General features: G+C 67.0%; 23 protein-coding genes. 20 read left to right on the forward strand and 3 right to left on the reverse strand.

All coding sequences use genetic code 11. The features are described from left to right. Positions 1-319 precede the first annotated feature (319 nt). Together QGG75_02685 and QGG75_02690 are read right to left on the reverse strand one after the other, a co-directional pair. A complete protein-coding gene (locus QGG75_02685; GenBank protein ID MDP6066153.1) occupies positions 320-1,132 on the reverse strand; it encodes an enoyl-CoA hydratase/isomerase family protein in 813 nt (270 codons plus the stop codon). A gap of 16 nt (positions 1,133-1,148) precedes the next feature. Continuing rightward, complete coding sequence (locus QGG75_02690) at positions 1,149-2,273, reverse strand: histidinol-phosphate transaminase (GenBank protein ID MDP6066154.1); 1,125 nt, start codon at positions 2,271-2,273, stop codon at positions 1,149-1,151. Between the two features lie 162 nt (positions 2,274-2,435). On the opposite strand from QGG75_02690, the gene QGG75_02695 reads away from it, so the two are divergent. From QGG75_02695 to QGG75_02765, 15 genes are all read left to right on the forward strand, one after another. After that, positions 2,436-2,849 carry a hypothetical protein gene (locus tag QGG75_02695; protein ID MDP6066155.1) on the forward strand — a complete coding sequence of 138 codons (414 nt, stop codon included), beginning with the start codon at positions 2,436-2,438 and terminating at the stop codon, positions 2,847-2,849. Next, the gene (locus QGG75_02700; GenBank protein ID MDP6066156.1) at positions 2,846-3,709 is read left to right on the forward strand and encodes a lytic transglycosylase domain-containing protein; all 864 of its coding nucleotides are present in this window, start codon (positions 2,846-2,848) and stop codon (positions 3,707-3,709) included. Before QGG75_02695 ends, QGG75_02700 begins: the two co-directional genes overlap by 4 nt. Positions 3,710-3,727: 18 nt before the next feature. Then, the gene (locus tag QGG75_02705) at positions 3,728-4,327 is read left to right on the forward strand and encodes a lytic transglycosylase domain-containing protein (protein ID MDP6066157.1); all 600 of its coding nucleotides are present in this window, start codon (positions 3,728-3,730) and stop codon (positions 4,325-4,327) included. Then, positions 4,270-5,823: a hypothetical protein gene (locus QGG75_02710; GenBank protein ID MDP6066158.1), complete on the forward strand. Its 1,554-nt coding sequence runs from the start codon at positions 4,270-4,272 to the stop codon at positions 5,821-5,823. The genes QGG75_02705 and QGG75_02710 overlap by 58 nt, the downstream gene beginning before the upstream one ends. Next, positions 5,820-6,383: a hypothetical protein gene (locus tag QGG75_02715; GenBank protein MDP6066159.1), complete on the forward strand. Its 564-nt coding sequence runs from the start codon at positions 5,820-5,822 to the stop codon at positions 6,381-6,383. Before QGG75_02710 ends, QGG75_02715 begins: the two co-directional genes overlap by 4 nt. Next, positions 6,383-7,663, forward strand: a complete 1,281-nt coding sequence (locus QGG75_02720) for a hypothetical protein (protein ID MDP6066160.1) — start codon at positions 6,383-6,385, stop codon at positions 7,661-7,663. Before QGG75_02715 ends, QGG75_02720 begins: the two co-directional genes overlap by 1 nt. A gap of 61 nt (positions 7,664-7,724) precedes the next feature. Continuing rightward, the gene (locus QGG75_02725; GenBank protein ID MDP6066161.1) at positions 7,725-9,740 is read left to right on the forward strand and encodes an SUMF1/EgtB/PvdO family nonheme iron enzyme; all 2,016 of its coding nucleotides are present in this window, start codon (positions 7,725-7,727) and stop codon (positions 9,738-9,740) included. Between the two features lie 59 nt (positions 9,741-9,799). Further along, a complete protein-coding gene (locus tag QGG75_02730; GenBank protein ID MDP6066162.1) occupies positions 9,800-10,969 on the forward strand; it encodes an iron-containing alcohol dehydrogenase in 1,170 nt (389 codons plus the stop codon). 204 nt (positions 10,970-11,173) lie between these two features. Continuing rightward, positions 11,174-11,662: a hypothetical protein gene (locus QGG75_02735; protein ID MDP6066163.1), complete on the forward strand. Its 489-nt coding sequence runs from the start codon at positions 11,174-11,176 to the stop codon at positions 11,660-11,662. Positions 11,663-11,674: 12 nt separating this feature from the next. After that, positions 11,675-12,565 carry a hypothetical protein gene (locus QGG75_02740; protein MDP6066164.1) on the forward strand — a complete coding sequence of 297 codons (891 nt, stop codon included), beginning with the start codon at positions 11,675-11,677 and terminating at the stop codon, positions 12,563-12,565. A gap of 36 nt (positions 12,566-12,601) precedes the next feature. Continuing rightward, on the forward strand, positions 12,602-13,003 hold the full coding sequence (locus tag QGG75_02745) for a hypothetical protein (GenBank protein ID MDP6066165.1): 402 nt from the start codon (positions 12,602-12,604) through the stop codon (positions 13,001-13,003). 1 nt (position 13,004) lies between these two features. After that, on the forward strand, positions 13,005-13,505 hold the full coding sequence (locus QGG75_02750) for a hypothetical protein (GenBank protein ID MDP6066166.1): 501 nt from the start codon (positions 13,005-13,007) through the stop codon (positions 13,503-13,505). Further along, entirely contained in the window at positions 13,502-13,984 is a 483-nt protein-coding gene (locus QGG75_02755; protein MDP6066167.1) for a hypothetical protein, read from the forward strand. Before QGG75_02750 ends, QGG75_02755 begins: the two co-directional genes overlap by 4 nt. A 9-nt stretch (positions 13,985-13,993) precedes the next feature. Then, on the forward strand, positions 13,994-14,938 hold the full coding sequence (locus tag QGG75_02760; protein ID MDP6066168.1) for a hypothetical protein: 945 nt from the start codon (positions 13,994-13,996) through the stop codon (positions 14,936-14,938). Further along, on the forward strand, positions 14,935-15,603 hold the full coding sequence (locus QGG75_02765; GenBank protein MDP6066169.1) for a hypothetical protein: 669 nt from the start codon (positions 14,935-14,937) through the stop codon (positions 15,601-15,603). Before QGG75_02760 ends, QGG75_02765 begins: the two co-directional genes overlap by 4 nt. Before the next feature lie 11 nt (positions 15,604-15,614). On the opposite strand, the gene QGG75_02770 is transcribed toward QGG75_02765, so the two are convergent. Further along, entirely contained in the window at positions 15,615-16,403 is a 789-nt protein-coding gene (locus QGG75_02770) for a class I SAM-dependent methyltransferase (GenBank protein MDP6066170.1), read from the reverse strand. A gap of 118 nt (positions 16,404-16,521) precedes the next feature. On the opposite strand from QGG75_02770, the gene QGG75_02775 reads away from it, so the two are divergent. The 5 genes from QGG75_02775 to QGG75_02795 all read left to right on the forward strand — a co-directional run. Further along, a complete protein-coding gene (locus tag QGG75_02775; protein MDP6066171.1) occupies positions 16,522-18,963 on the forward strand; it encodes a PAS domain S-box protein in 2,442 nt (813 codons plus the stop codon). Positions 18,964-18,965: 2 nt separating this feature from the next. Further along, entirely contained in the window at positions 18,966-19,382 is a 417-nt protein-coding gene (locus QGG75_02780) for a gluconate 2-dehydrogenase subunit 3 family protein (protein ID MDP6066172.1), read from the forward strand. Then, on the forward strand, positions 19,379-20,896 hold the full coding sequence (locus QGG75_02785; GenBank protein MDP6066173.1) for a GMC family oxidoreductase: 1,518 nt from the start codon (positions 19,379-19,381) through the stop codon (positions 20,894-20,896). The genes QGG75_02780 and QGG75_02785 overlap by 4 nt, the downstream gene beginning before the upstream one ends. Continuing rightward, positions 20,893-22,605, forward strand: a complete 1,713-nt coding sequence (locus tag QGG75_02790; protein ID MDP6066174.1) for a thiamine pyrophosphate-binding protein — start codon at positions 20,893-20,895, stop codon at positions 22,603-22,605. Before QGG75_02785 ends, QGG75_02790 begins: the two co-directional genes overlap by 4 nt. A gap of 7 nt (positions 22,606-22,612) precedes the next feature. After that, a partial coding sequence (locus QGG75_02795) for a hypothetical protein (protein ID MDP6066175.1) occupies positions 22,613-23,141 on the forward strand: 529 nt, incomplete at its 3' end.

Genomic DNA, 23,141 nt, shown 5'->3' on the forward strand with positions numbered 1-23,141 from the left:
CTGGCTTAGCCGGACCTCCGCCTCGCGGAGCTTGCCGATAATCTGCTCAACCGTGTGATTCTTCTTCGCCATTTTGCCCTCCTTCAAGCCAACCCAATCCTAACATCCGGGCTGGACCAGTTTTCGGGGGGCAGGCCACCCAGGCGCTGGAGGTTGCTCTCGAACGCGGCTACCTCGACATCAAGCAATAGGGATCGACAACCGAGTCGTTTCAGGCCCCCAGCGTGGCTTGCTCGCCGTACCCCCAAGCAGCGGACGCCCAAGCGTCGAAAGCGGAAGTGCCGCCTGAGCGCTGGACGAGGTGGGGCGGCGACTTTGCTCAGTCCGCGTCTTTGTCCTCGGCGTCCCAATCGAACAGCGCCGGCTCCTTGGCCATAAAACGCTTGACCGCGGCCTTGTGGTAGGCCGTCTCGCGCAGCTCGCCCTGGGCGCCCACCTCGAGGAAGCCCATGGTGCGCACGTCCTGATGCAGTGACTGGTTCAAGAGCTGCTTGGCGTTGCGGATGGCGTCGGGCGAGGCGTTCTGGAAGCGCCCGGCCAGGGCGCGGGCGGCGGCCGGCAACTCGTCGGCCGGGTGGATGGCATGCACCAGGCCGATCCGGCGGCCCTCCTTGGCCCCCACCACGCGGGCCGAATAAACCAGCTCCTTGGCCATCGAAAGCCCGACGGCGCGGGGCAGCGTGTAGAGAATTCCCAGATCCGGCACCAGGCCGATGCGGCCGAAGACGCAGCAGAACCGCGCGCGCTCGCTGGCCAGCACGAAATCGGCGCACAAGGCCAGGCCCAGCCCGGCGCCGAAGGCAAAACCGTCGACCGCGGCGATGACCGGCTGCGACACGTCGATGAGATCGGGGATCCAGTCCCGCGCCCGGTGCAAATTGGCGTTGCGCTCAGGGAGCGGCCTATCCAGCCCCTCGACCATGGCCTTGACGTTGCCGCCCGAACAAAAGGTGCCGCCGGCCCCGGTCAGCACCAGCGCCCGGATATCCTTGTCTTCCCTGAGCCGCTTGATCAGGGCCGGAAAGTCGTTGGCGAACATGGCCGGCGTCAGCGCGTTGCGTTCCTGGGGATTGTTGATGGTGAAAACGGCGACGCCGTCTTCGACCTCGAAGGTGCAGTCGGTGAAGGTCATGGTTTCGCTTTCGTTTCTACCCGCCACCCACGTTGCTGCGCCCCGCCAGCAGGTCTTCCAGGGCGTCGGCCACGGCGGCGTTGGCTGCTTCCGAGCCTATGGTGATACGGACGAAGTCGTCCAGGCCGTAATCGTCCATGGCGCGGGTGAGAATGCCGCGGCGCGCCATGTGGTCGATGGCGTCCTGGGCCGTCCGGCCGGGAGTGCTGGGGAAACGTACGGCCAGGAAGTTGGCGGCGCCGGGCAGCGCCTCGAGCCCCAGCGGCGCCAGTTTGGCCCGCAGCCAGTCACGCCGCGCCGCCGTCTCGCGGGCCACCATGGCAACGAAATCGAGATCGTCGAGCGCCGCCACGGCCGCCGCCTGGGCGATGGCGTTGACGTTGCCGATGCCGCGCATGGGATTGAGGGCCCGGATCATGGCCTCCGGACCGTAACCCCAGCCGACGCGGAAGGCGGCCAGGCCGAAGGCCTTGGAAAGCGTGCGGGTGACGACGACGTTGGGGCGTCCGCCGATCAACTCCAGGCCATCGTCGTAGCTTTCGTCGTCGACGAACTCGGCGTAGGCCGAATCGATGATGTAGACGATGTGCTCGGGCAGCGCATCCCTGAGCCGCACCAGGTCGTCCCGGCTCACCCAGGTGCCGGTGGGATTGTTGGGATTGGCGACGCAAACGATGCGGGTCTTGTCCGTAACGCGTTCGAGCAGGGCGTCAACATCCAAGGTGAAATCGCGCTCGGGTGCCGTTACCGGCGTCGCCCCGGTGCGCAGTGCCATGATGGGGAACTGGATGAAGGCGTGGCGGGAAAACAGGATTTCGTCGCCGGGCCGGGCATAAAGCCGGCCGATGGCATCGAGCACCTCTTCCGAGCCGTTGCCGCAGATCAGGCGTTCGGGCTCGAGGCCATAGCACCGCCCGATGGCCTGGCGCAGCTCAAGGCTGCCCGGGTCGGGGTAGATATTGGGCCGCTGGCAGCGTGCCGCCGCCGCCGCGGCCACCGCCGGATTGGCGCCAAAAGGCGATTCATTCAATGAAAGGTCGAAAATAACCTCTTCCGGCGCCACCGGAGGTTTTTTGACGACTTTTGTGCCGGTGTCCGGAACGTAAGGCTGGGGGCCGGATTGTGATTTTTTTTCCTTCATCATGACGAATTACGGCACCTGAGGCCCGCCGACAAGGAAATTTCCGCTCTAAACCTTTCATAGGACCCAGTATCCTCCCTGGGCGCGAACTGGCGGGCGCCTCCGACGAGGGGGCGCCCGTCGCCTTTTTCAGGCCGGGGAACATGAAACGAGGGAACGACGATGCACGACGGCCAACATAGCAACGCCATGACCGAGATCGCGCTGGCCCTGGCCATGGCCTTCTTCAGCATCATGGTTCTGACCATGGTGTCGATGGGGGCCGGGCTGCAGGCCGGCGCGGCACCGGCCAGCGATGCCGGTATGGCGCTCAAGCGCTCGGCCGGCGAATCCGCCCGGGGACGGCCACTGCCCAGCGAGGCGGTGCTGGTGGTCCACTACGGCGGACGCTTTCTCGATGCCGAATTCAGGCCGCTCGATCCGGCCCGGATTACCGGCACCGTCGTTCTGGCCATCGCGCCCAACTTGACCATGGTCGAGGCCATTGCCGTGCGCCAACGGCTGGCCGTTGCCGATCTCACCGTCACCACCCTCGACAACCGTTGGATCGAAGCCCTGAAGGAGAACTCGAAATGACCACTCACAGCACAATAATCGGCGCCACCATGGGCGCCACAATGGGCGCAATAGCCGCACTGGCCTTGATGGTCGGCCCGGCCCAAGCCAACGTCGGCAACCCGCCCAGCCGCGCCGAGGTCAAGCGCATGATCGTGCAGGAAGCCGAGGCCACCCGGGTGCCGCCGGCCTTGGCCTTGGCCCTGGCGAAAGTCGAATCCGATTTTCAGGCCAACGCGCTTTCCAGCGCCGGCGCCCGCGGCGTCATGCAGATCATGCCGCGCACGGCGATCGACGAATACGGCATCGATCCCGACGAGCTTTGGGATCCCCGCCTCAATATCCAGATCGGCATCCATTATCTAGAGAGCTTGAGAGAGCGCTACGGCGGACGCTGGGAGCTGGCGCTGTCGCACTACAACGGCGGCACGTTGCGCGGCCAAGGTGGCGAAGCCGTGGCACACAGCTACACCCAGCGCTACGTCAAGAGCGTGCTCAACTGGCAGCGCCGCTATGCCGAGCAGCACCGTGTCTGGCAGGTGGCCAAGATCGAGAAGGAGGGCTGGCAGCCTGCCCGCACCCGCCTCAAGCGCTCGGGCAAAAAGGGTGTCGTGGACTGGGCCGAGGAGGCCGACAATTATGCCCGCCCGGCGATCGACGAGCCTATGGCCGGGGCCAAGAAATGGCAAAAACCCCGCCGCCAGGCCCAGGCCAGGTTCCGCTGGTATCCTACAGAGCGGGGCATAAAGCGGGCTCGGGTGCGCCGGGCCGACGATCGTCGCCACGACTTTGACGACGACATCGAGCAGCGCCGGCGCAGCAACCGCCACCGCCTCGACGACTTCACGGCGCGCGTGCCGCAGTCACCGCCCAAGTCGTAGGCAGCAGGATGAGCGATCATGAACATGTTGCCGTTCTCGTCCCTGTGGCGTCTGCTTCTGCTGCTGGCACTGGCCGGGCTCGGTTCGGGGCTTCTGGTCCCGGCCGGCCCGGCGGCGGCACAAGGGGTAACGACGGCGGCCGAGCGCCAAGCGGTGCGGGCCCTGGTGGTGGCCGAGGCCCGGGCCATGCGCTTTCCCGTCAGCCTGGCTTTGGCGGTGGCGCGTGCCGAATCGGACTTCGACCCCCGCGTCGAGAGCCACATGGGCGCGCGTGGCGTGATGCAGATCATGCCCCGCACGGCGGCCGAGGAATACGGCATTCCGGCCGACCTCTTGTGGCAGCCGCGCCTCAACGTACGCCTCGGCATCCATTTCCTCAAACGCCTGCTGCGGCGATACCGGGGGCGGACGGAGCTGGCACTTTCCTACTACAATGGCGGCTCGGCGGTGGGGGATCTTCCCCACGCGCGGGTAATGCCGGCGACACGCGACTATGTTCGCAAGGTGCGGCGCTACCAACGCCAGTATCGCCGCGAGATGCTGAACGAGAGCACCCGGTTATGGACGCGAAGCAGGCTACGGCCGAGATATTGGAGGCCGGCAAAAGCGGCGAACTGAATGCCGCCTTTCGCTGCGTCGCCGAGGCCACGACGCTGCAGGGCGAGGCGCGCTATGGGCCGCGGGTATGCCGCCACCTGGCCCGCCTGATCGTCTGCCGGACCTACGCCGGCACGGTGCTGCAGCTTTGCCACCTGATCGTCGCGGCCGACGCCTGCGGCCAGGGCCGGGGGCGTTACGAGAACTTCTTCTTCGGCTGCGAACCCGCCAGCCCGGCTGCTTTCGTGGGCCATATCGACGCCACCCTGGCCGCCGGCGGCTGGCGCCGGTCGGGCTTCGAGCGTGGCGAAAACGGCATCATCGTGTCTTACCGGGACGGCGTCTTCAACGTCGAATTCGGCCGCATGCCCTTGCTGGCGGCGCTCTTTGAGTTCCTCATCGCCACCGTTTCCTATGCCGAGATCGAGGCCATCATTGCCACCATGCTGGAGCAGCCTGAGAGCCAGGACGCCGTCGCCGCCGCCGCCAGCGGCATCGAGGGGTTGTTGTATCGCTATCTCAACCAGCACCTGCCCAGCGTCCAGAATCAGACCAAGTTCAGCCTCATTCTCGACTTCTTCAAGCGCCGCACGGCGGCCGGCGGCGTCATCATCGACGACGCCACGATCCTCGAATTCTGGCAGGAAAACGCCTGCCTCGACGAGGGCCGCGGCAATTTCCGTCTTTTCCGTACCGTCAGCGACGCCTTTGTCAGCTTCCGCCGCGCCCTGCAGGCGGCCCAAGAGAAGGCGGCGGCGGAAGCGGCACTGCCTTTTGGCGGCGACCGCGAAGCCGGAGAGATCGATCCCGAGGTGTTGCTGGAACTGGCCGCCACGGGCGACGACTGGCGCTCGCCGCTCGAGGTGCTGGCCGAGGAGCCCGCGAGCCGCGTCAAGTTCCTCAACAACCAGGAGACCGAGGCCCTGGAGGCATTGATGACGTACGGTCCCGTGGCCCTCGTCTTGCCGCTGTCGCTGCTGCGCTGCGAGGTCTTCGGCCGCAGCCAGCGCCGCATCACCCAGGCCCTGAGAAAAAAACGCAAGGCCGCCGTCCCCGACCTCATCACCTGCCGCGAGACGCCGGATTACGGCGCCTGGTGCGGCAGCTTGGCTGTCCTCGAGGAACATCTCGAACAGATCATCAAGGCGGCGCTCCACGTCATGCTCCGGCCGGCCCGTGAAGACGTGATCAAAATCGCTCCCGCCAACGATTACGAGCACTCTTCGGAGCCGCCCCTGGATAAGGCTGCCATCGCCGACGTTTTGGCCGAAGCGAAACAGGCTTTCCGCGGCTTTTCGCGCCAGGGTTTCGACGAGGGCAGCCTCGACGACGCGGACGTAGTCGCCGCTTTCGAAGCCGGCGTCGACGCCCTGGTGGCGAGCAAGGAGCAGATCGGCGTATTCCTCGAGAGGCTCGCCAGGATCGATGCTGACGAGGTCGATCTCGGCCACTGGTTCGAGCAGGATCGCAAAGTGTTTGCCGGGCAGTTCGCCCGGTTGTACGGAGAACCGTCATGAGCGAAACCATTCCCTTGCCCAAGAAGGACCGCGAGCCCCTGGCGGCCCGTCTCTTCGACGTCTTCGAGAGCGAACAAGAGTTGCGCCGCCAGCCCGAGCCGCCCGAAAGCGAACCCATCGCCTTCAGCCGGCTTTATGCCTACGCCACCGGCGCCCGTGCCGAGGACGCCGAAGTGGCGGCGGCGCTGGCTCGCGATGGCGGCTTGCGAAGAGACTTCCAGCGCCTTTTGGCCCGCGCCGCGCCCTACTACATGCCCCAGGTGGCGGCTGCCAGCACGGGCCCCGTCAGCGAGCGTGTGGGTGCCGGCTGCCGTATCCGGCTCGAGCCTTCGAAGGCCGAGGCGGGGCAGGTCTACGTCATCGTCGAGCTCGATGACAAGGAGGCCCAGCCCGGCACCATGTTCGTAGTCGACGGGGACGGCGAGGGGGACGGCGAGGGCTGGACCCAGCGTCAGGCGCTGCCGCCGGCCCGCGACGGCGTCATCCAGATCCTGGCGGCCGAGGGCTCCGAGCTGGTCAGGGGGCTTGGCAACCTCAAGAGCGAGGTCTATCTGCGTTGATGAAGGTCAGGGTCTACGTCGGCACCACCGAAGGGCCGGTCCAGGTCGAGCGCATCACCCGCGAGGCGGCGCCGCAATCCGCCGTCTGCCTGGGCCGCAGCACCCGCGTCTTGCCCATGAGCACGGGCTACGACGCTTTCGTGCGGCCGCCCTCGGGTGTCATCGAGCGCGAATTCGGCCCCTTCGACGCGGGCGGCTTCCGGCTCGACGTCTCGGGCGCCATCGGTCAGGGCGAGAGCTGGCAGCTGGGCATATTCGTGGCCCATGCCCTGGCCGCCAAGGGGCAGTTGGCCTCGCCCTCGGATCGGCCCGACCGCGTCATCTGGCTCACTGGCGAGGTCGACAACGACCTGGCGGTGCAGGCCGTCAGCCATGTCCGCGACAAGCTGCTGGCGGCCCGCGAGGAGCTGCAGGCGATGACCGAAATGGGTGTGCCGCTATCGCTTTTCGCGCCCGTGGAGAACTGCGCCGCCATCGCCGACATGGCCGACGAGGTGATCGGTGTGCGCACCACGGACCAGGTGTTGGCGGCCCTCGAGGCGCCGCTCGTGGTGGCGTCAAAAGCCGGAGATCCGGCACCCCAGTCGACCAGCAGTCGCTTTTGGTTGTTGGGCGCGGTCGTGCTGGTGGCCGCCCTGACGGTGACGGCGCTGCAGCTTTTTGGCGTGCTGGAACGCAAGAAGCCGCCCAAAAGCGTTCCCCCTCAAGCCCAAAGCCAGGAGGCTCCGCCGCCCAAGCCGGTGGTAGCGACAGCCAAACCGCAAGCCAAACCCGGGTCCAAACCTGAAGCGGCGGCCGTGCCGCTGCCGCCGCCGCTGCTGATCAGCATCATCGAGCGCCGGGAGCCCGAGAAATCGACTTGCGCGGCGGTCCATTTCCGCACCAAGCAGCCCACCACCCGACCGGTCGCTGGTGGCGAATCGGGCCTTGTGCCCAGCCGCCACGAGGGTCTTTGCGGCCTGGCCTTCGAGGTGGTCACGTCGAAACCGCTTTACGTCAGCGCCGCCCTCGAGATGTTGGCCGGCCGCTTCATCAAGTCAGAGGTGCCCAAGCCCGCCGACCTCGACGGTGCCCGCGCTTTCCAGGGCCGCCGCAGTTGGCTGATCGATGTGCCGTCCCGCCATCCCACGGCGTTGGTCTATCGCCTCATCGTCATCGCCGGGACCGAGCCGCTGGCCGGGCTCAGGCTGCCCGCCGGCCCGCGCCGCCAGGCGGCGCTCGCGGAGATGCGCGAGAGGGGCCTGATCGTCGAGCTGCTGGAGCACCAAGTGGTACGTTGAGGGGTCTCGGACCCCTGGCCTAAAGCGCCCGATCGGCGCATCATAGCGGCAGGAGGAAGTCGTGCGACGGATATTGCTCCTGATATCGATCTTCGCTGTGTTGCCGGCATTTCCGGCGGCGGCGGCCGAGGTCGATCTGCGGGCCGAGAACAAGCATTCGGTGGCCGTGATCATCGGCAACAAGCGCTATTCCGGCCGGTTGCCCGAGGTCTCCTTCGCGCACAACGATGCCGCCGCGGTAGGGCGCTATGTGACCGAGGTGCTGGGCTATCGCAAGGGCAACGTGATGGACCTGCGCGATGCCACCAAGGCCCAGCTCGAGGCCACCTTCGGCACCGAGAAACGGCCGCGCGGCCGGCTCTTCAACTGGGTGCGGGCCGGCCGTTCCAACATCACCGTCTATTATTCCGGCCACGGCGTCCCCGGGCTGCAGGACCGGCGCAGCTATCTGCTGCCGGTCGACGGCGATCCCAACCTGGCCGAGATCACAGGCTATCCGGTGGAATTGCTCTACGCCAACCTGGCCAAGATCGACGCCAGGTCGGTGACCGTGCTGATCGAGGCCTGCTTCAGCGGCGAATCACCCAAGGGCCTGCTGGTGCGCGCGGCTTCGGGCATCACGCTGGTGGCCAAGCGGCCCGAGGGCGCGGCCGGCCTGACGGTGCTGACGGCGGCGGCCAACGACCAACTGGCAAGCTGGGACGAAAAGGCCAAGCTGGGCCTCTTTACCAAGCACCTGTTGGACGCGCTTTACGGCGCCGCCGACAGCTCTGAGAGCGGCGACGCCGACGGCCGGGTGACCTTGGTCGAGGTCGAGCGCTATCTCGAGGAGGAGATGTCCTACGCGGCGCGGCGGCGCTTCAATCGCCAACAGCGCGCCACGGTGCTGGGCAACGCCGATCGCGTGCTGGCCACGGTGACGCCCGGGATGATCGCCAAATCGATCTCGCTCGAGGAAATGCAGGGCAATTTCACCGTCAAATCGGGCGCCAACGTGCGCCGGGCGCCGTCGACCCGGCCGCCAAAGGTGGCTTTTCTGGCCAAGGACGCCGAGGTTCGGGTCAGCGGCAAGGTCAAGGGCTCGAACTGGTACCGCGTCGAGCGCCACGGCCGGCCGCTGGGCTTCGTTTTCGGCGAGCTCCTGGAGACCGCGGTGTTGCAGGCACCGAAACCGCCACCGCGTTCCCAGGCCGGCCGGGCCGGTAGATCCGCCCCGGCGGTCAAGCCGGGCCAGGTCTTTCGCGATTGCGACGGCTGCCCCGAAATGGTGGCGCTGGGCGGCGGCGCCTTCGATATGGGCACGCAGGCCGGGATGGCCGCCGCCAATGCCGCGGCGCAAGGATACGCCCAGGCCGAGCAGCCGGCCCATCGCGTTGCCGTGCCCGGCTTCGCCATCGGCCGCCACGAAGTGACGCGGGCCCAGTACGCCGCTTTCGTCAAGGCCAGCGGGCGCAAGGCGCGGGGCTGCTATGTCTGGAGCAGCGCCGAATGGAAACAACAGCGTAAACGCTCATGGAAGAGCCCGGGTTTCGCCCAGGGCGACGACCACCCGGCGGTCTGCGTCAGTTGGCAGGATGCTCAGGCCTACGCCACCTGGCTGAGCGGCAAGACCGGCGGCAGCTACCGCCTGCCCAGCGAGGCCGAGTGGGAGTTTACCGCCCGGGCCGGCGGCATGGGGCGGCCCTGGGGCAGCCAGGTCGGCCGCCAATGCCGCCACGCCAACGGCGCTGACCGTGATTATGCCGTCAAATATCCCCAGGACACGCTGGTCAACAACGCCTGCGGCGACGGCCACGTCAATTCCGCCCCCGTGGGTGGCCGCCAGGCCAACGCGCTGGGTCTGCACGATACCTTGGGCAATGCCTGGGAATGGGTGGCGGATTGCTGGCATCCGGGCTATGTCGGGGCGCCGGGCGATGGCGGCGCCTGGACCTCAGGCGGCAACTGCGCCGAGCGCGTGCTGCGCGGCGGCTCGTGGGCCCCGAGGGCCCGGATTTCCTGCGCCCTCGCCTGCGCCTCAGCCAGGACGCCACGCTACGCATCAGCCACACAGGGTTCCGTCTGGTGCGGGAGCTGAAGTGAAATTAAGAATATACTTTAATAATATCATTTAACATGCGGAAATTGAACAAAAACATGACACTTTCAGGTATCCACGAATTCCTCCCCCAGGAGCGCGTGATCTTCGGTCAGCCGGCTGCCGGGGCGGTGTTGGCGGAAGCAGAGCGGCGCGGCGCCGGGCGGGTCTTCGTGGTGGCCAGCGGCACGCTGAGCCGCCGCACCGGGGTCGTCGAGGGCATCAAAAAGGCGCTGGGCGCCCGCTTTGCCGGGCTCTATGACGAGACCGTCGAGCACACGCCACGGCCCAGCGTCATCGCGGCGGCGCGGGCGGCGCGGGAGGTCGGGCCCGACCTCATCGTCTCGGTCGGCGGCGGCACCGTCATCGATACCGTCAAAGTGCTGCTGATGTGCCTGGCCGAAGGGGTCGACGAGAGCGACGGCCTCGAGGACCTGCGGGTCAAGGTGGCGGCCGACGGCAGCCGCCAGGTGCCCGAGATCGCCCTGCCGCCGTGCCGCCAGATTGCCGTACCGACGACGCTGTCGGCGGCCGAATTTTCCAACATCGCCGGCTGCACCAACCCCGAACGCGGCATCAAGGAACACTTTACCGCTCCCACCATCGGCCCGGCCGCGGTCATCCTCGACCCCGCCGCCTGCCTCCACACCCCGGACTGGCTCTGGTTGTCCACCGGCATCAGGGCCGTCGACCACGCCGTCGAGGGCATCTGTTCGGCCCAGCCGCAGCCTTTTGCCGACGCCGTTTCGCTACACGCGCTGCGCCTTTTTGCCAGCGCGCTGCCAGCCAATCTGGCGGTCCCCGACGACCTCGAGGCGCGCCTGCAAAGCCAGATCGCCGCCTGGCTGGCCGGCTCCTCGATCGGCAAGGTGCCCTATGGCGCCAGTCACGGCATCGGCCACCAGTTGGGCGCCGTGGCCGGGGTGCCGCATGGCCACACCTCGTGCGTGCTGCTGCCGGCGGTGCTCGACTACAACCTCGAGGTCACGAAAGAGGCCCAGACGCAGGTCTCGCAAGCCATGGGCCGGCCGGGCGAGCCGGCGGCCAAAACCGTGGGCGATTTCATCGCCGGGCTAGGCCTGCCGCGCAGCCTGCGCGAGGTGGGCGTGGAACGCGGACAACTGTCAACCATTGCCGAAGGATCGCTGGAAAATCCCTGGGTACGGGGCAATCCGCGTCCCATCGACCACGCCGAACAGGTCATGGAGATCCTCGAAAACGCCTGGTAATTCGCTGAATCCAGCGGGTTTGAAAAAAAGAATCCAACTTTTTTCAGGAAAAGCGTCCCGCGGGCGCGAAAAATCGCTCTAGCCCTTTCATAGGACCCAGTGTCCACACGAAGAAAGGGATCAGCGATGATTTCACAGATATCCTCCCGCGGCGCCCTGCGCGGACTTGCAGTAGCGCTCGCTCTCACCGCCGGCGCCTGCCAGATGAACGTTGCCGGCAACCAAAGCGACGGCGGCATCGGTTTCCGGCAGGCCCGGTTCGCCGAAATCAGCGCCATGCGCGAATACCGCTCGTGCCGCGACGACGCTTTGGCCCTCGATAGCCAGGCCCGTAAGGAAGCCTCGGCGGCCCGTTACCTCGCCTCGGCGCGCCTTTTGGGGCGCTGCGAGTCCGAGTTGGGTCCCGAGGCCGTCGGCGTCGCCGTTGAGGAGCGCATGCAGGCTTATGCGCTCAGCGTGCAGAACTACGTCAAGGGCGGCGACGTTGGCCAGGCGCGCAAGAACCTGGCCCAGTTCCAGACCGCCTTCGCCGGCCAGGACCTCTACTACCCGGACGGCTCCTCGTTCATCGAGACCATGGAAATCCTGCTTGGTCTCAAGGACCGCACGGTAATTGGCGAGTTCTCGGTGGCCAACGTCTCGAGCACGCTCAAGTCCGAGCTTCGGCGGGCGCGCTACTGGAAAAAGAACTGAGGAGCAAGCCCCATGACACGCAACAAAACCAAAGTCCTGCTTGCCGGCAGCGCCCTGGTGCTGGTTCTGGCGGCGGCCTTGCCGGCCACTGCCGCGGGTAGCAATGGTGCCCCCGGGGCCCAGCCCAACTGGCGTCCGACGGCCAGCGAGAAGTTGGTCAAATTGCCCGCCGGCTACCTCAAAAAGACCCTTGATTACGATTTCGCCCAGTCCGAACTGGGCCAGGCGCTCAAGGATCTCGATGTCGAAATCGGCCTCAAGACCCAGACGCTGGGTGACTTGCAGGCCGCCACCGAACGCGCCGACGGCGATCTGCTGACCGAGCTTCGTCATCAGTTCCTGGCCGAAAAACGGGCCTACCTCGAACTGGTGGGGCAGAAGCACGACCTCAAGCGCAGGCACCTCAAGACCAAGGTCCGGTTGATGGAAAAGGTGCTCGACCGCATGGGCCGGCGGGCTGGCGGCATGACCAAGGCACGCGTCGCCCTGGTGGGCAAGCAAGAGGCCGCGCGTCAGCGCTTCAAGGCCTCGCTCGACGGCGTCGACGTCAAGGTGATGAACGTCTCGGCCGTGCCTGAAAGCCGCTACGCCAAGGAGTACGCCAAGAACCTGGGCGCCATCGAACGCCTGGTCAGCGCCATCGAACGCCACCCCTCGGCCACCCACCCGGCGGCCGATGGCCAGCCGCTGAGCAAGGAGGATCACATCCGCCAGATCATCGCCGATGGCGAGGCCGAGGTGGCACTGCTGGATCAGCAGGACAAGATCCTGGGCTACATGGCCAAGCTGGTGGCCCTCGATGCCATGGCGCTTTCGGAAGATGTCATGGACGCCGAAATGGCCGACAGCGACGTGCCCTCGGTCGACGGCGTTACCACGGCTGTCGGTTTCTTCGTCGAATAGCGCTTTGGCCCAACCCTACAGCTTTGGAGAAGACTGATGAACGCAACTCGGAAGACCTTCAAAAAGCTCGCCGCCTTGCCGTTGCTGGCTTTGTCCCTGGTGGCCACGCCAGCGGCGGCCGGCAGCCTCGAGAACATGGAGCGCGAGCGCGCCATCCTCATCGATGCCTTCCTCGACCCCGGCGTCAGCCCGGCCGAACGGGGCCAGCGCATCGCCACCGCCCGCAACCGGCTGATCGACCTCGAGCGCATGGTGCTCAGGGATGACAGCCTGGTTGGGCGCAACACGCCCACCGTCAAGCGGGCCTTCGACAACTACGACCTGACCTTCCTGGTGCATGCCGCCATCGAGAATGACATGGCGGTCAGCGCCAGCTGGCTGGAACAGGTCGGCCTCACCACCCAGGCCCTGATGGCGGCCCACAAGGGACGGCGTTGAGATGCGCCACGCCCTCACCACCCTTGATGCCGTCTCGCGCAGCCTCAGCTATTTCCTCGGGCTGGTGATCATCGGCCTGGCCGGGGCGGTCATTGCCACCTCGCGCCAGGTGCCCGAGATCGCCGCCTGGGCCCAGCAGATGTTCGGCCCCACTTTCCTGGTGCTGTTGGCGGCCCTGGTCGTCGCTACGCTGTTCTGCTGGACCCGGCTGCGCCGGGCCCAGGCGGCCGGCCGCCGGGTCTGGTACGAGGCCGGCATGCAGGCCGCCAACGGTATTGCCATCCTGGCCCTGACCTACACGCTTCTCGGCATCAGCCTGGGCATCGGCAGCATGGCCGGCCAGGTGCTGACGCCCGAGACCGTGCAGCAGGTCATCCGGGGCCTGACCGAAAACTTCAGCATGGCCTTCATGACCACCGTCGTCGGCTTGCCGGTTTCGGCCTGCATGCGGGCGCTGGTGGCCATCAGCGAGGCCCAGCAAGGACAAGGAGCGGAACAATGAAATTCCTGGCCTTCAACCTGCTCGCCGCCGTGGCTTTGGTCTACCTCTTCAGCGGGGCCGATGGACCGAGCGTCGAGGGCGCCTTCGAGCGGGCCTCGGAGACGGCGCAAACCCTGGTCGACAAGGGCCGCCAGGCGGTTTCCCAAGAGGCCGAGGCGCCTGAGCCAAAGCCCGAGCCGGTGGTCCCGGTTGCCGTAGACCCTGTAGTCCCTGTTGCCGAGCCGAAGCCCGAACCGGTGGCCGAGTCCAAAGTTGCCGCCGCTCCCGTGCCCACGGTGGCGGAGTTGGCCAAGCTGCTGCCGGTCGACCAGGCCGTGGCCCAGCGCCGGGCCGAGGTCATGGCGGCGGCCGCGCCGGCTGCCCAAGCCTCCGAAATTCCCAAAAAACCAGCCTTCATGTCGCGGGGCGAGCGTCAGCGGGAATTGCACCGCTTGGCCCAGGAAATGGAACTGATGTTCGTCGACAAGGTGGTCAGGTAGGAGGCGAAAGTGTTTACCCCGGCCCGCCTTTCGCTTGCCGTATCGCTGCTTTTGGCCCTGGCGCTGACGTTCAAGCTGTGGCCCAGCGAGATGCCCGAGAGGCAGGTCGCAATACCGGCTCTCCCCGAGGTGCCGGCGGCGGTGGCACCCCCCGAGGCCAGCAGTTCGCTGCGCCTGCCACCGCCGCCGGTCGCCCTGACACCGGCCGTGCTGACGGCCTTGGCTGCCCGCGAAGCAGAACCGGAGCCTCAGATCGAAGCGCTCAAGCCCAGCCAAGCAGAACCGGTCCCGGCCCCCAACGTCCGGCGCTTGCAACCCAAGGCATCGGCCCGGCGGCCGGCCTCCGAGGTTTCCCAAATGACCGCGGCGGTTGATGCCCCCGTTAACGCCCCTGTTACCGCCGCCGCCGATCCCCACACCGTGCGCGAAGGGCGCACGCTGCTGAGACTTTTGGAACATGGCCGGGGTCCGGGCATCGAGATCGCCTGGCCCGCCGGACGGGCAGGCCGGCAACAACTTTTCCACCGCTTTGCCGCCTGTTTCGGCATGCGCCTGGCGCTGGTCGACGCCGACGGCAAGCTGTTCGCCGAGGGTGGGGTGCGGGGTCAGTCCTGGGCTCCCAACCTCGACCGCTATTCGGGCTTCGTGCGCCGGCCGGCCGGGCGCCTGACGGCCAGCGAGCGCCGCCGGGCCGGAGCCATCGCCGTTCACCACGGCCGCCGGGGCGCCCTGGTGCGGGTCTTTCCCCGCCGTGTCGATGCGCTGCTGCTGGCTGGCTTGAGCCAACTGGTGGGTCCCGGCTACCGTGCTGCCCGGACCATCCGGGCGCGTTATCGTCAGGTGGCCGGCAGACTCAGCGTCGAAGACGTCAGCATCGACGGCCGTGCCGTGGCCGGCCGCATCGAGCTCTCGCGAGCCATGAAGGCGAGCTGCCGCCGTGGCGGTGCGGTATGAACGGCACCGTTTCCACGCCGGTTCTGGTCGCCATTTTGGCCCTGCTGGCGGGCTGCGTCAGCACCAGCTACCGCGCTTCCAGCGCCGCTGCCGGCGCTGCGGCGGGCCAGGAAACGTCGCTCCAGCGCCAAGTCGACTACCACCTCGACCGTGGGCTCTACCGCGATCCCCCGGGCTGCGTCTTCCTGGCGCCGCCGCCGGCCAAGACGGCGGCCGGCTTTGCTGACCTGGTCGAGCGCGCCGTCGCCCGCCAGCTCGGCGAGCGCTTTCGCCGCACCATCAGCCCCCAGGAACGCCGCCGCCGCGAACGCCGCGACGCCTTGGACCTGAACCATGCCGGCGATCGCGCTGCCTTTGCCCGCCGCACCCGCTGCCCGGCCTACGTGCGCTGGCGCACTGTCGCGGCGTCGTCCGACTTCGCCCTGGTGTTGGCCCAGCGCCGCGTCGGCTTCGAGGTCGAACTGAGGCAGAGCCGCGACGACAAGCTGTTGTGGCAGGCCGCCCACGTGGCCAGTCGCTGGGACGGCGGCCTGCCCATGTCGCCTTTGTCGCTGCCCTTCGCGGCCTTCCGCGCCGCTACGCTCAGCCAGGATCCCGATGTGCTGCATTCCATGGTCGATGACGCGCTGAGGCGGCTCTTCGCCACCCTGCCGAGTTTTATTTGACCTTGCACCGCTCACGCCGCCTCGGCGATGGCGACCAAGGTGTTGCAGAACTGAGCCGGCCAAAGCCGGTTGCAAAGCGCCTGCAGGGCGCGGCCCGAGCCCGACAGGCGATAGCCTTCGGCCCGCGCCAGGCCCTCGTCGAAGCGCTTGTGGCCGGCGGCGCGAAAGGCGCGGAACTTGTAAAGCAGGGGATAGTTTTCGACGAAGTGGAGCGCCCGCGGGCGAAAGCCGGCAGCTTCCAGCAGGGCGGTGTATTCGGCGGCCGTGAAGTTGGCTTTGTGGAAGACTTTTGTCTGCCCAGGGGCCGTCCCGGCCCGGCGTGCCGCCAGCCAATCGATACCGCGGTTGTGCAGGTTGTCGGCGCGTACGCTGGCGCACAGCACGCCGCCCGGGGTCAACACGCGGCGGCACTCGGCCAGGGCCTCGGCGACGCCGGCGGGCAGGTTGTGGTAGACGCCGAAGGCCAGTACGGCGGCGAAGCTGGCGTCGGCAAAGGGCAGGCCGGTGACATCGCCGGCCAGCAACGGCAGCCCAGGGTCCTGGGTGCGGATCTTGGCCAGCGCGCTGGCGATGAAGTCGAGGCCGACGATCTCGCGGCCCTGGCTGTGGTAGTGGCGCAGCACCCGGCCCAGGCCGCAGCCCGCTTCCAGCACCGGTCCCCGGGTGCCGGCCAGCGCTTCCTCGGCGAAGCGGCCGGGGTAGGCGGTCAGATTGAGGCCGCCGCTGTCGGCCGGTGCCTGCTCCCAGCGTTCCCGCCAATAGGCCTGGTTGCCGCCGTGGTGGCGGTATGTGATGCGCATATGTTGACTTCCCGGCGCTTTATGACGCGTTGAAAACATGTGCTAATCTGCGGGCAGGGAGGTTGTCGAGGGAAAAGCTTGAATGGAGGCGTCGCGATCCCGGGATTCGAGGTTGCCGATGGGTGATCCTTCACGCATGAAGAAGGCCGAATTGGTGGCCGAGGTGAGGGCTCTGCGCCGGCGCCTGGCGGCGCTGGAGGCCGAGCCCGAAGGCGAGGGGGAAGCCGCCCAGGACGCCGCACTGCAAGTATCGGAAGGCCGTTTCCAGGACATCGCCGCAGCCATGCAGGTGGGTGTCGGCGTCATCGCCACGAACGACACGGTGCTCTATGCGAACCCGGCGATGGAGAACTTGTTCGTCTTCGCGCCGGGTGAAATGGTGGGCAGCACGGTGGCTGATCGCTTTGTCGATCTCGGGGTGCGCCAAAAAGCCTTGGACGAGCTCGAGCGTCAGGGCCAAACCGGCCACCACGAGGTTCACCTGCGCCGGGCCGACGGCAGTGAGTTCTGGGGCATCTTGACGGCCAGCCGCTTCAGCTATGGCGGCCAGCAGGCGTTGCTCTCGACTTGCTACGACATCAGCCGGCAGAAGCTGATCCAAGATGCCCTGCAGACCGTCGGCGCCGGCCTCTCGGTGTCGACCCGGACGACCTTTTTCGGTTTTCTCGCGCTCTCCATAACCGAGGCGCTGGAGGTGCCGATCGCCCTCGTCGGGGCGCTCCAGGAAGACGGCGAAACCATAACCACCCTGGCCGTCGCGGCCGACGGTGAATTTACCGAGAACTTCAGCTATGGCCTCAGCGGCACGCCCTGCGAGAATGTCGTTGACCGGAATTTTTGCAGCTATGAAAGCGGCGTGCAGGGGCTCTTTCCCGAGGACGAGCTGCTGGTCGAGATGGGCGCCGAGAGCTACGTCGGGATACCGCTCTTTAGCTTCGAGGGCGAGGCCCTGGGCTTGCTGGCGGTACTCGACCGCCAGCCTTTGCGCCAGCCGGAACTCATCGAAACAGTGCTGCGGCTGTTTGCTGGCCGCGCCGCCGCCGAGATGGAACGCTCCCGTGCCGAAGACGCCCTGGCGACCACCGAAGCGCGGCTCAGCGATGCCATCGAAAGTATCCCCGACGGTTTCGTGCTCTACGACGCCGAGGACCGTTTGATCACCTGCAACCAAGCCTATCGCGACCTCTACAAGGGCGTCGCCGAGTTGATCCGGCCCGGCGTCTCGTTCGAGGAACTGGTCCGTGCCATGGTCGAACGCGGGACCGTCGACATTCCGCCGGATCGGCGCGAGGCCTGGATCGACAATCGCATCGTCCGTCACCAGGCGCCCACCGACAGTTTCGAAAACAAACTTTCCAACGACCGCTGGGTGCTGGTCATCGAACGCCGGACCCGCGAGGGCGGCACCGTCGGCATTCGTACCGACATCACCGACATTAAGAACGCTGAAATAGCCCTGCGCGAGAGCGAACGCAAGTACCGCGGCATCTTCGACGGCGCCCAGGTCGGCCTCGCCCGCTTCAACCTCATTAACGGTCGGACACTCGAGGCCAACGATCATTTCGTGCGCATGATGCGTTACGATTCGCGTGATGATTTCTGTCAGCACTTCGGTGGGCCCGGCATCTACGTCGATCCCGAACGCTGGGGCGATCTCCTGCGGCTGGGCCGCGAAACCCCTGTGGTGGAGGACTTTACTACCGCCTTCTACCGCAAGGACGGCACCGTCGCCTGGCTGAACCTCAATCTCAGCTTTGACTGGGACGAAAACAGGGCCGAGGTGGTGGCAGCCGACGTCACCGAGCGGCGCGAGGCGCTGGAGGCGCTGCGCCTCGCCAAGGAAGAGGCCGAGCTTGCCAACCGGGCAAAATCCGACTTTCTCGCTAATATGAGCCATGAGCTGCGCACGCCCTTGAACGCCGTCATCGGCTTTGCCGACATGCTGCGCCAGTGCCTGCATGGGCCCTTGAACGATAGGCAGGCGGAACAGGTCGACGCCATCATCCATTCCGGACGACACCTGCTGAAGATCATCAACGATATCCTCGATCTCTCGAAAGTCGAGGCGGGCCGGGCCGACCTCAACGAAGAAAGCGTAGACTTGGCCCAGACCGCCGAGGCCGCGATGCGCCTGATCAACGACCGCGCCGTTGCCGCCGGCCTCGGTGTGGTCAACGAAGTGGTGCCACCGCTGCCGCGCCTCCATGCCGATCTCCGCATGGTCAGGCAAATCCTCATCAACCTGCTCGACAATGCCATCAAGTTCAATTCCGCCGACGGCCTGGTGCGGCTGACGGCGGAACGGCAGGGCGACGGTGGCCTGGCGCTGGCGGTCAGCGACAACGGCATCGGCATGGCAGCCGAGGACATTCCCCGCGCCCTCGCCGCTTTCGGCCAAGTCGACGATCCGGCAACGCGGCGCTACCCCGGCACCGGACTGGGGCTGCCCATCGTCAAGTCGCTGATGGCTTTGCACGACGGCAGCATGGAAGTCGATAGTACCGTCGACGTCGGCACCACGGTAACGGTGCATTTCCCTGTCGCCCGGGTGCTCGAGTAGAAATGGACGTTCTCGAAGCGGCGGAGTGGGATTTTCTCATGTGCCTGGCGCGCCGCATCGTGCCCGAGACGGCGGCGCTCGATGCTGCCGGCGAGGCCGAATTCCGGGCCGTCATCGCGAACGCCCTGGCGGCCCGTCCGGCCGCTGTGCGGCGCCAGATCGGTATCTTGCTCAAGATCCTGCGCTGGGCACCCGCGCTGCGCTATGGCCGTCCCCTCGACCGTCTCGGGCCGGCCGCCCAGGATGCCGCCCTGGGCTGGTTCCAGGACGGCCCGGTGGGGCTTTTACGCAAGGGCTTCTGGGGCCTCAAGACCATGGTTTTCATGGGCTACTACGGCCGCGCCGCCGGGGCCGAGGCCGTGGGCTGGAAACCGAGCCTCGACGGCAACGCCGAACTGGCGCGCAGGCTCAGCCGATGATCGGGAAATCCACAGAGAAATCATACGACATCGTGGTTATCGGCTCGGGCGCCGGCGGCGGCACCGTAGCCAAGGAACTGGCGCCCTTGTGCCGGGACGGCCGGCGCATCGCCGTCCTTGAATGGGGCCCCAAGCTCAAGGAGGAGGAATACACCGGCCGCGAGGTCGAGATGGCGGGCCGGATATTCGTCGAATCGAGCGGCATGCTGACCGCCGACGGCGCTATGACGCTGGCCATGGGCCGGGCCTACGGCGGCTCGACGGTGATGTACACCGGCACCTCGATCACCATTCCCGAGGCCACTCTGGAGCGCTGGGAGGTGCCCGGCCTCGACTGGGCCGATCTGGTCGGGCGCTCACGCAAATACATGACCGAGAACAACGTCCACCTGCTACCGCCCGAGGCCATCAACGACAACAACCGACTGTTTCAGGAGGGCTGCCAAAAACTCGGCTACTCGGTCGAACAGTTCCCCATCAACCTCAAGGGCTGCCAGGGTTCGGGACTCTGTAACCTGGGCTGCCCCAACGCCGCCAAGCAAGGCACCCATCGGGTGCAGCTGCCGGCCGCCGAAGCCGGCGGCGTCGAAGTCATCACCAACTGCCGTGTCGAAGCGATCGAGAAACGCGCCGTGGTGGCCCGGGTGACGGCCGGCGCCTGCGGCGAGCCCTCGGCTTGGGAGCCCGGCGTTTATCGCGTAACGGCTCCCATCGTGGTGCTGGCCGCCGGTTCGATCCATTCCTCGGCGCTGCTGCTCAAATCCCCTTATGCCGCCGGGTTGCCGGCTCTGGGGCGCTGGTTCACAGCGCATCCGGCGTTGATCCTGGTGGCCCAGCACGATCGGCCCCTCAGCAATTTCCACGGTCATCCCAAGAGTTTTTTCTGCGATGAGTTCATGGAGAGCCAGCGATTCCTGCTCGAGACCTGCATGTATTTTCCCTTCGTCACGGCCAAGAGTCTCGCGGGCTTCGGCCGCGATCACAGTGCCCTGATGTCCGACATGAGGCGCTTGCAGATGATCCTGGTGCTGGCCATGGATGCGGCCGATCGCGACAACCGCATCGCCATCGACAAGGCCGGCCAGCCCGTGGTGCATTACCGCTTCGGCGAGGCCTTAGTGGAGTCTCTGGTTCACAGCATGCGGGCCTCGGCGCGCATCTTTTTCGCCGCCGGCGCCCGGCGCGTACACGCCCCGGCGGCCAGCAAATTCTTCATCGAGGATCATGAGGCCGGGCGCATCGACGAGCTGATCGGCCGGCGTGACTTCAAGCTGGGCCGTGTGTCGATCGCCAGCGCCCATCTGATGGGCGGCTTGCGCATGGGTGCCGGCCCCACCACCTCGGTGACCGACGCCTGGGGCCAGGTCCACGGCCTGCCCTGGCTCTTTGTCGCCGATGCCGGCCTCTTTCCGCGTTGCTCCGAGGTCAATCCCTACCTCACCATCATGGGCCTGGCCGACCGCGTCGCCGAGCGTATCCGGGAACGCGCCGGCGAGCTGCTGGCATCGGCATGAAGCGGTGCGGCGCCGACGTCGTGGTCAAGGCCTTGGAGGACGAAGGGGTAACCTTCACCTTCGGCATCCCCGGTACCCACAACCTCGAGCTCTACGACGCCCTCGAACGCTCGCCGACCATCTCGCCGGTGCTGGTTACCGACGAACAGGCGGCTTCGTTCATGGCCGACGCGGTGTCGCGCTCCTCGGCCGGCGTCGGCGTCCTCAACGTGGTGCCCGGTGCCGGGGTCAGCCATGCCATCTCGGGTATCGCCGAGGCCTTCATGGACACCGTGCCCATGGTCGTGCTGGCGGCCGGCGTACGTGACGATACGGGCCGGGCCTATCAGCTTCACGCCATCGACCAGCTGGCCATGCTGGCACCGGTAATCAAGGCGGCGCTCAAGGTCGAGGGGCCGGGCGAGCTCTATGGAACTGTGCGCCGGGCCTTCGAGATCGCTCGTGCCGGAGCGCCGGGGCCGGTGGCGGTGGAGATTCCGGCGAATTACTTTTTGTTGACGCAGAACATTCCCGAACTGCTTTACGAAGCTGCCGGCGATACCGCGCCGGCAGCCGCCGCTGCCTTGGTCGAAGAGGCGGCTCGGCTGCTCAATGAAGCCAAACGGCCGGCCATCTACGCCGGCTATGGTGCCGCCGCCGCCGGCCCCGCCTTGCGGGCCGTGGCCGAACGCCTGGGTGCGCCGGTCACCACCACCATCCAGGGCAAGGGCGTGCTGGCCGAGGACCACGCGCTGTGGCTGTGGCCGGGTTTCGGGCGCCAGGCGCCGCCCTTCGTGCGCTCCGTCATGGACCGGGCCGGCGTGCTGCTGGCCATCGGCTGCCGTTTCGGCGAGGTGGCGACGGCGAGCTACGGCTTGGAGATGCCGGGCCGCCTGATCCACGTCGACATCGATGCCGAGGTCTTCAACAAGAATTACCCGGCCGATGTGGCTATCGAGACCGACGCCGGGGCCTTCCTCGAGGCCCTGCTGGGAAGGCTTGGCGAAGCCCGGGAGTCCGCGGCGCTCGAATCCGAGATCGCCGCCGGCCACCAGGCCCTGGCCGCCAGCCGGGCCAAGCAGCAAAGCCAACGCGTCAGTCCGTCGGCGCTGTTTGCCGCCCTCGAGGCCGCGGCGCCGCGGGCGCTTTACACCGCCGACAGCGGCAACGGCACTTTTCTGGCCATGGAGCATCTGCGTCTCGACGCGCCGGGCCGCTTATTGGCGCCGGTCGATTACAGTTGCATGGGCTATGCCGTGCCGGCCGCCATCGGCGCCAAGTTCGCCAATCCCGAGCGTGACGTCATCGCCTTGGCCGGCGACGGGGCGCTGCTGATGACCGGGCTCGAGCTGCTGACCGCGGCGGCCTCGGATCTGGCGCCTCTGGTGCTGGTGCTGCGCGACGGCGAGCTGGCCCAGGTCTCGCAATTCCAGCGCATCACGCTCAACAGCAATACCTGCTCGGTGCTGCCCGACTTCAGCGTCGAGGCCTTCGCGGCGGCCTGCAACAGCGAGTTTCTGGTGCTCGGGCAAGACGCCGAGGCTGACGACGTGCTGGCCCGGGCGCTTGGCATGGTGCGCGCCGGCCGCCCGGTGATGGTCGAGGTGGCCATCGATTACAGCCACAAGACCTTTTTCACCAAGGGCGCCGTCAGCACCAACTTCTGGCGCCTGCCCTGGGGCGACCGCCTCCGGCTGCTGGGCCGCGCCGTCGGCCGGCGCCTGGGGTAGCCCGCGGATGAGCGACATCATCGTCATCGAACATCGCGACATGCCGGTCGCCGACCGCGGGCAGCGGCATCTGGCCGAGAAGGGATTCAACGTGCGCCGGGTGGCCCCCTTCCGGGGCGAGGCCTTGCCCGAGCTCAACGGAGACGTTGCCGGCGTGCTGGTCATGGGGGGGCCGCAATACGTCACCGACCTCGACCGCTTTCCTTACCTGCGCGACGAAATGGAGTTCATTGGCTGGGTCATGGAGCGGCAACTCGTGCTGCTCGGTATCTGCCTGGGCGGCCAGCTCATCGCCGCACACCTGGGTGCCAAGGTTGCCGACCATTCCCAAGGACATGTCGCCTTTGGTTACTATCCGCTATGCCCCACCGAGGCCGGCAGGGGCCTCATCCCCGAGGGTCTGCAGGTGCCGACCGGTAACGTCCAGGGCTTCGAGGTTCCCGGGCCGGCGACGCTGCTGGCCGAGGGCGAGATTTTCCCCAACCAGGCCTTCGCGGTGGGCGAGAGGACCTATGCTTTGCAGTTCCACCCCGAAA

Source organism: Alphaproteobacteria bacterium (assembly GCA_030740435.1).
Taxonomy (GTDB): domain Bacteria; phylum Pseudomonadota; class Alphaproteobacteria; order UBA2966; family UBA2966.

Excerpts from the sequence above, each read along its gene's own strand:
- QGG75_02685 (MDP6066153.1), bottom strand. The coding sequence starts at position 1,132 with ATGACCTTCACCGACTGCACCTTCGAGGTCGAAGACGGCGTCGCCGTT.
- QGG75_02690 (MDP6066154.1), bottom strand. The coding sequence starts at position 2,273 with ATGAAGGAAAAAAAATCACAATCCGGCCCCCAGCCTTACGTTCCGGAC.
- QGG75_02695 (MDP6066155.1), top strand. The coding sequence starts at position 2,436 with ATGCACGACGGCCAACATAGCAACGCCATGACCGAGATCGCGCTGGCC.
- QGG75_02700 (MDP6066156.1), top strand. The coding sequence starts at position 2,846 with ATGACCACTCACAGCACAATAATCGGCGCCACCATGGGCGCCACAATG.
- QGG75_02705 (MDP6066157.1), top strand. The coding sequence starts at position 3,728 with ATGAACATGTTGCCGTTCTCGTCCCTGTGGCGTCTGCTTCTGCTGCTG.
- QGG75_02710 (MDP6066158.1), top strand. The coding sequence starts at position 4,270 with ATGGACGCGAAGCAGGCTACGGCCGAGATATTGGAGGCCGGCAAAAGC.
- QGG75_02715 (MDP6066159.1), top strand. The coding sequence starts at position 5,820 with ATGAGCGAAACCATTCCCTTGCCCAAGAAGGACCGCGAGCCCCTGGCG.
- QGG75_02720 (MDP6066160.1), top strand. The coding sequence starts at position 6,383 with ATGAAGGTCAGGGTCTACGTCGGCACCACCGAAGGGCCGGTCCAGGTC.
- QGG75_02730 (MDP6066162.1), top strand. The coding sequence starts at position 9,800 with ATGACACTTTCAGGTATCCACGAATTCCTCCCCCAGGAGCGCGTGATC.
- QGG75_02735 (MDP6066163.1), top strand. The coding sequence starts at position 11,174 with ATGAACGTTGCCGGCAACCAAAGCGACGGCGGCATCGGTTTCCGGCAG.
- QGG75_02740 (MDP6066164.1), top strand. The coding sequence starts at position 11,675 with ATGACACGCAACAAAACCAAAGTCCTGCTTGCCGGCAGCGCCCTGGTG.
- QGG75_02745 (MDP6066165.1), top strand. The coding sequence starts at position 12,602 with ATGAACGCAACTCGGAAGACCTTCAAAAAGCTCGCCGCCTTGCCGTTG.
- QGG75_02750 (MDP6066166.1), top strand. The coding sequence starts at position 13,005 with ATGCGCCACGCCCTCACCACCCTTGATGCCGTCTCGCGCAGCCTCAGC.
- QGG75_02755 (MDP6066167.1), top strand. The coding sequence starts at position 13,502 with ATGAAATTCCTGGCCTTCAACCTGCTCGCCGCCGTGGCTTTGGTCTAC.
- QGG75_02765 (MDP6066169.1), top strand. The coding sequence starts at position 14,935 with ATGAACGGCACCGTTTCCACGCCGGTTCTGGTCGCCATTTTGGCCCTG.
- QGG75_02770 (MDP6066170.1), bottom strand. The coding sequence starts at position 16,403 with ATGCGCATCACATACCGCCACCACGGCGGCAACCAGGCCTATTGGCGG.
- QGG75_02775 (MDP6066171.1), top strand. The coding sequence starts at position 16,522 with ATGGGTGATCCTTCACGCATGAAGAAGGCCGAATTGGTGGCCGAGGTG.
- QGG75_02780 (MDP6066172.1), top strand. The coding sequence starts at position 18,966 with ATGGACGTTCTCGAAGCGGCGGAGTGGGATTTTCTCATGTGCCTGGCG.
- QGG75_02785 (MDP6066173.1), top strand. The coding sequence starts at position 19,379 with ATGATCGGGAAATCCACAGAGAAATCATACGACATCGTGGTTATCGGC.
- QGG75_02790 (MDP6066174.1), top strand. The coding sequence starts at position 20,893 with ATGAAGCGGTGCGGCGCCGACGTCGTGGTCAAGGCCTTGGAGGACGAA.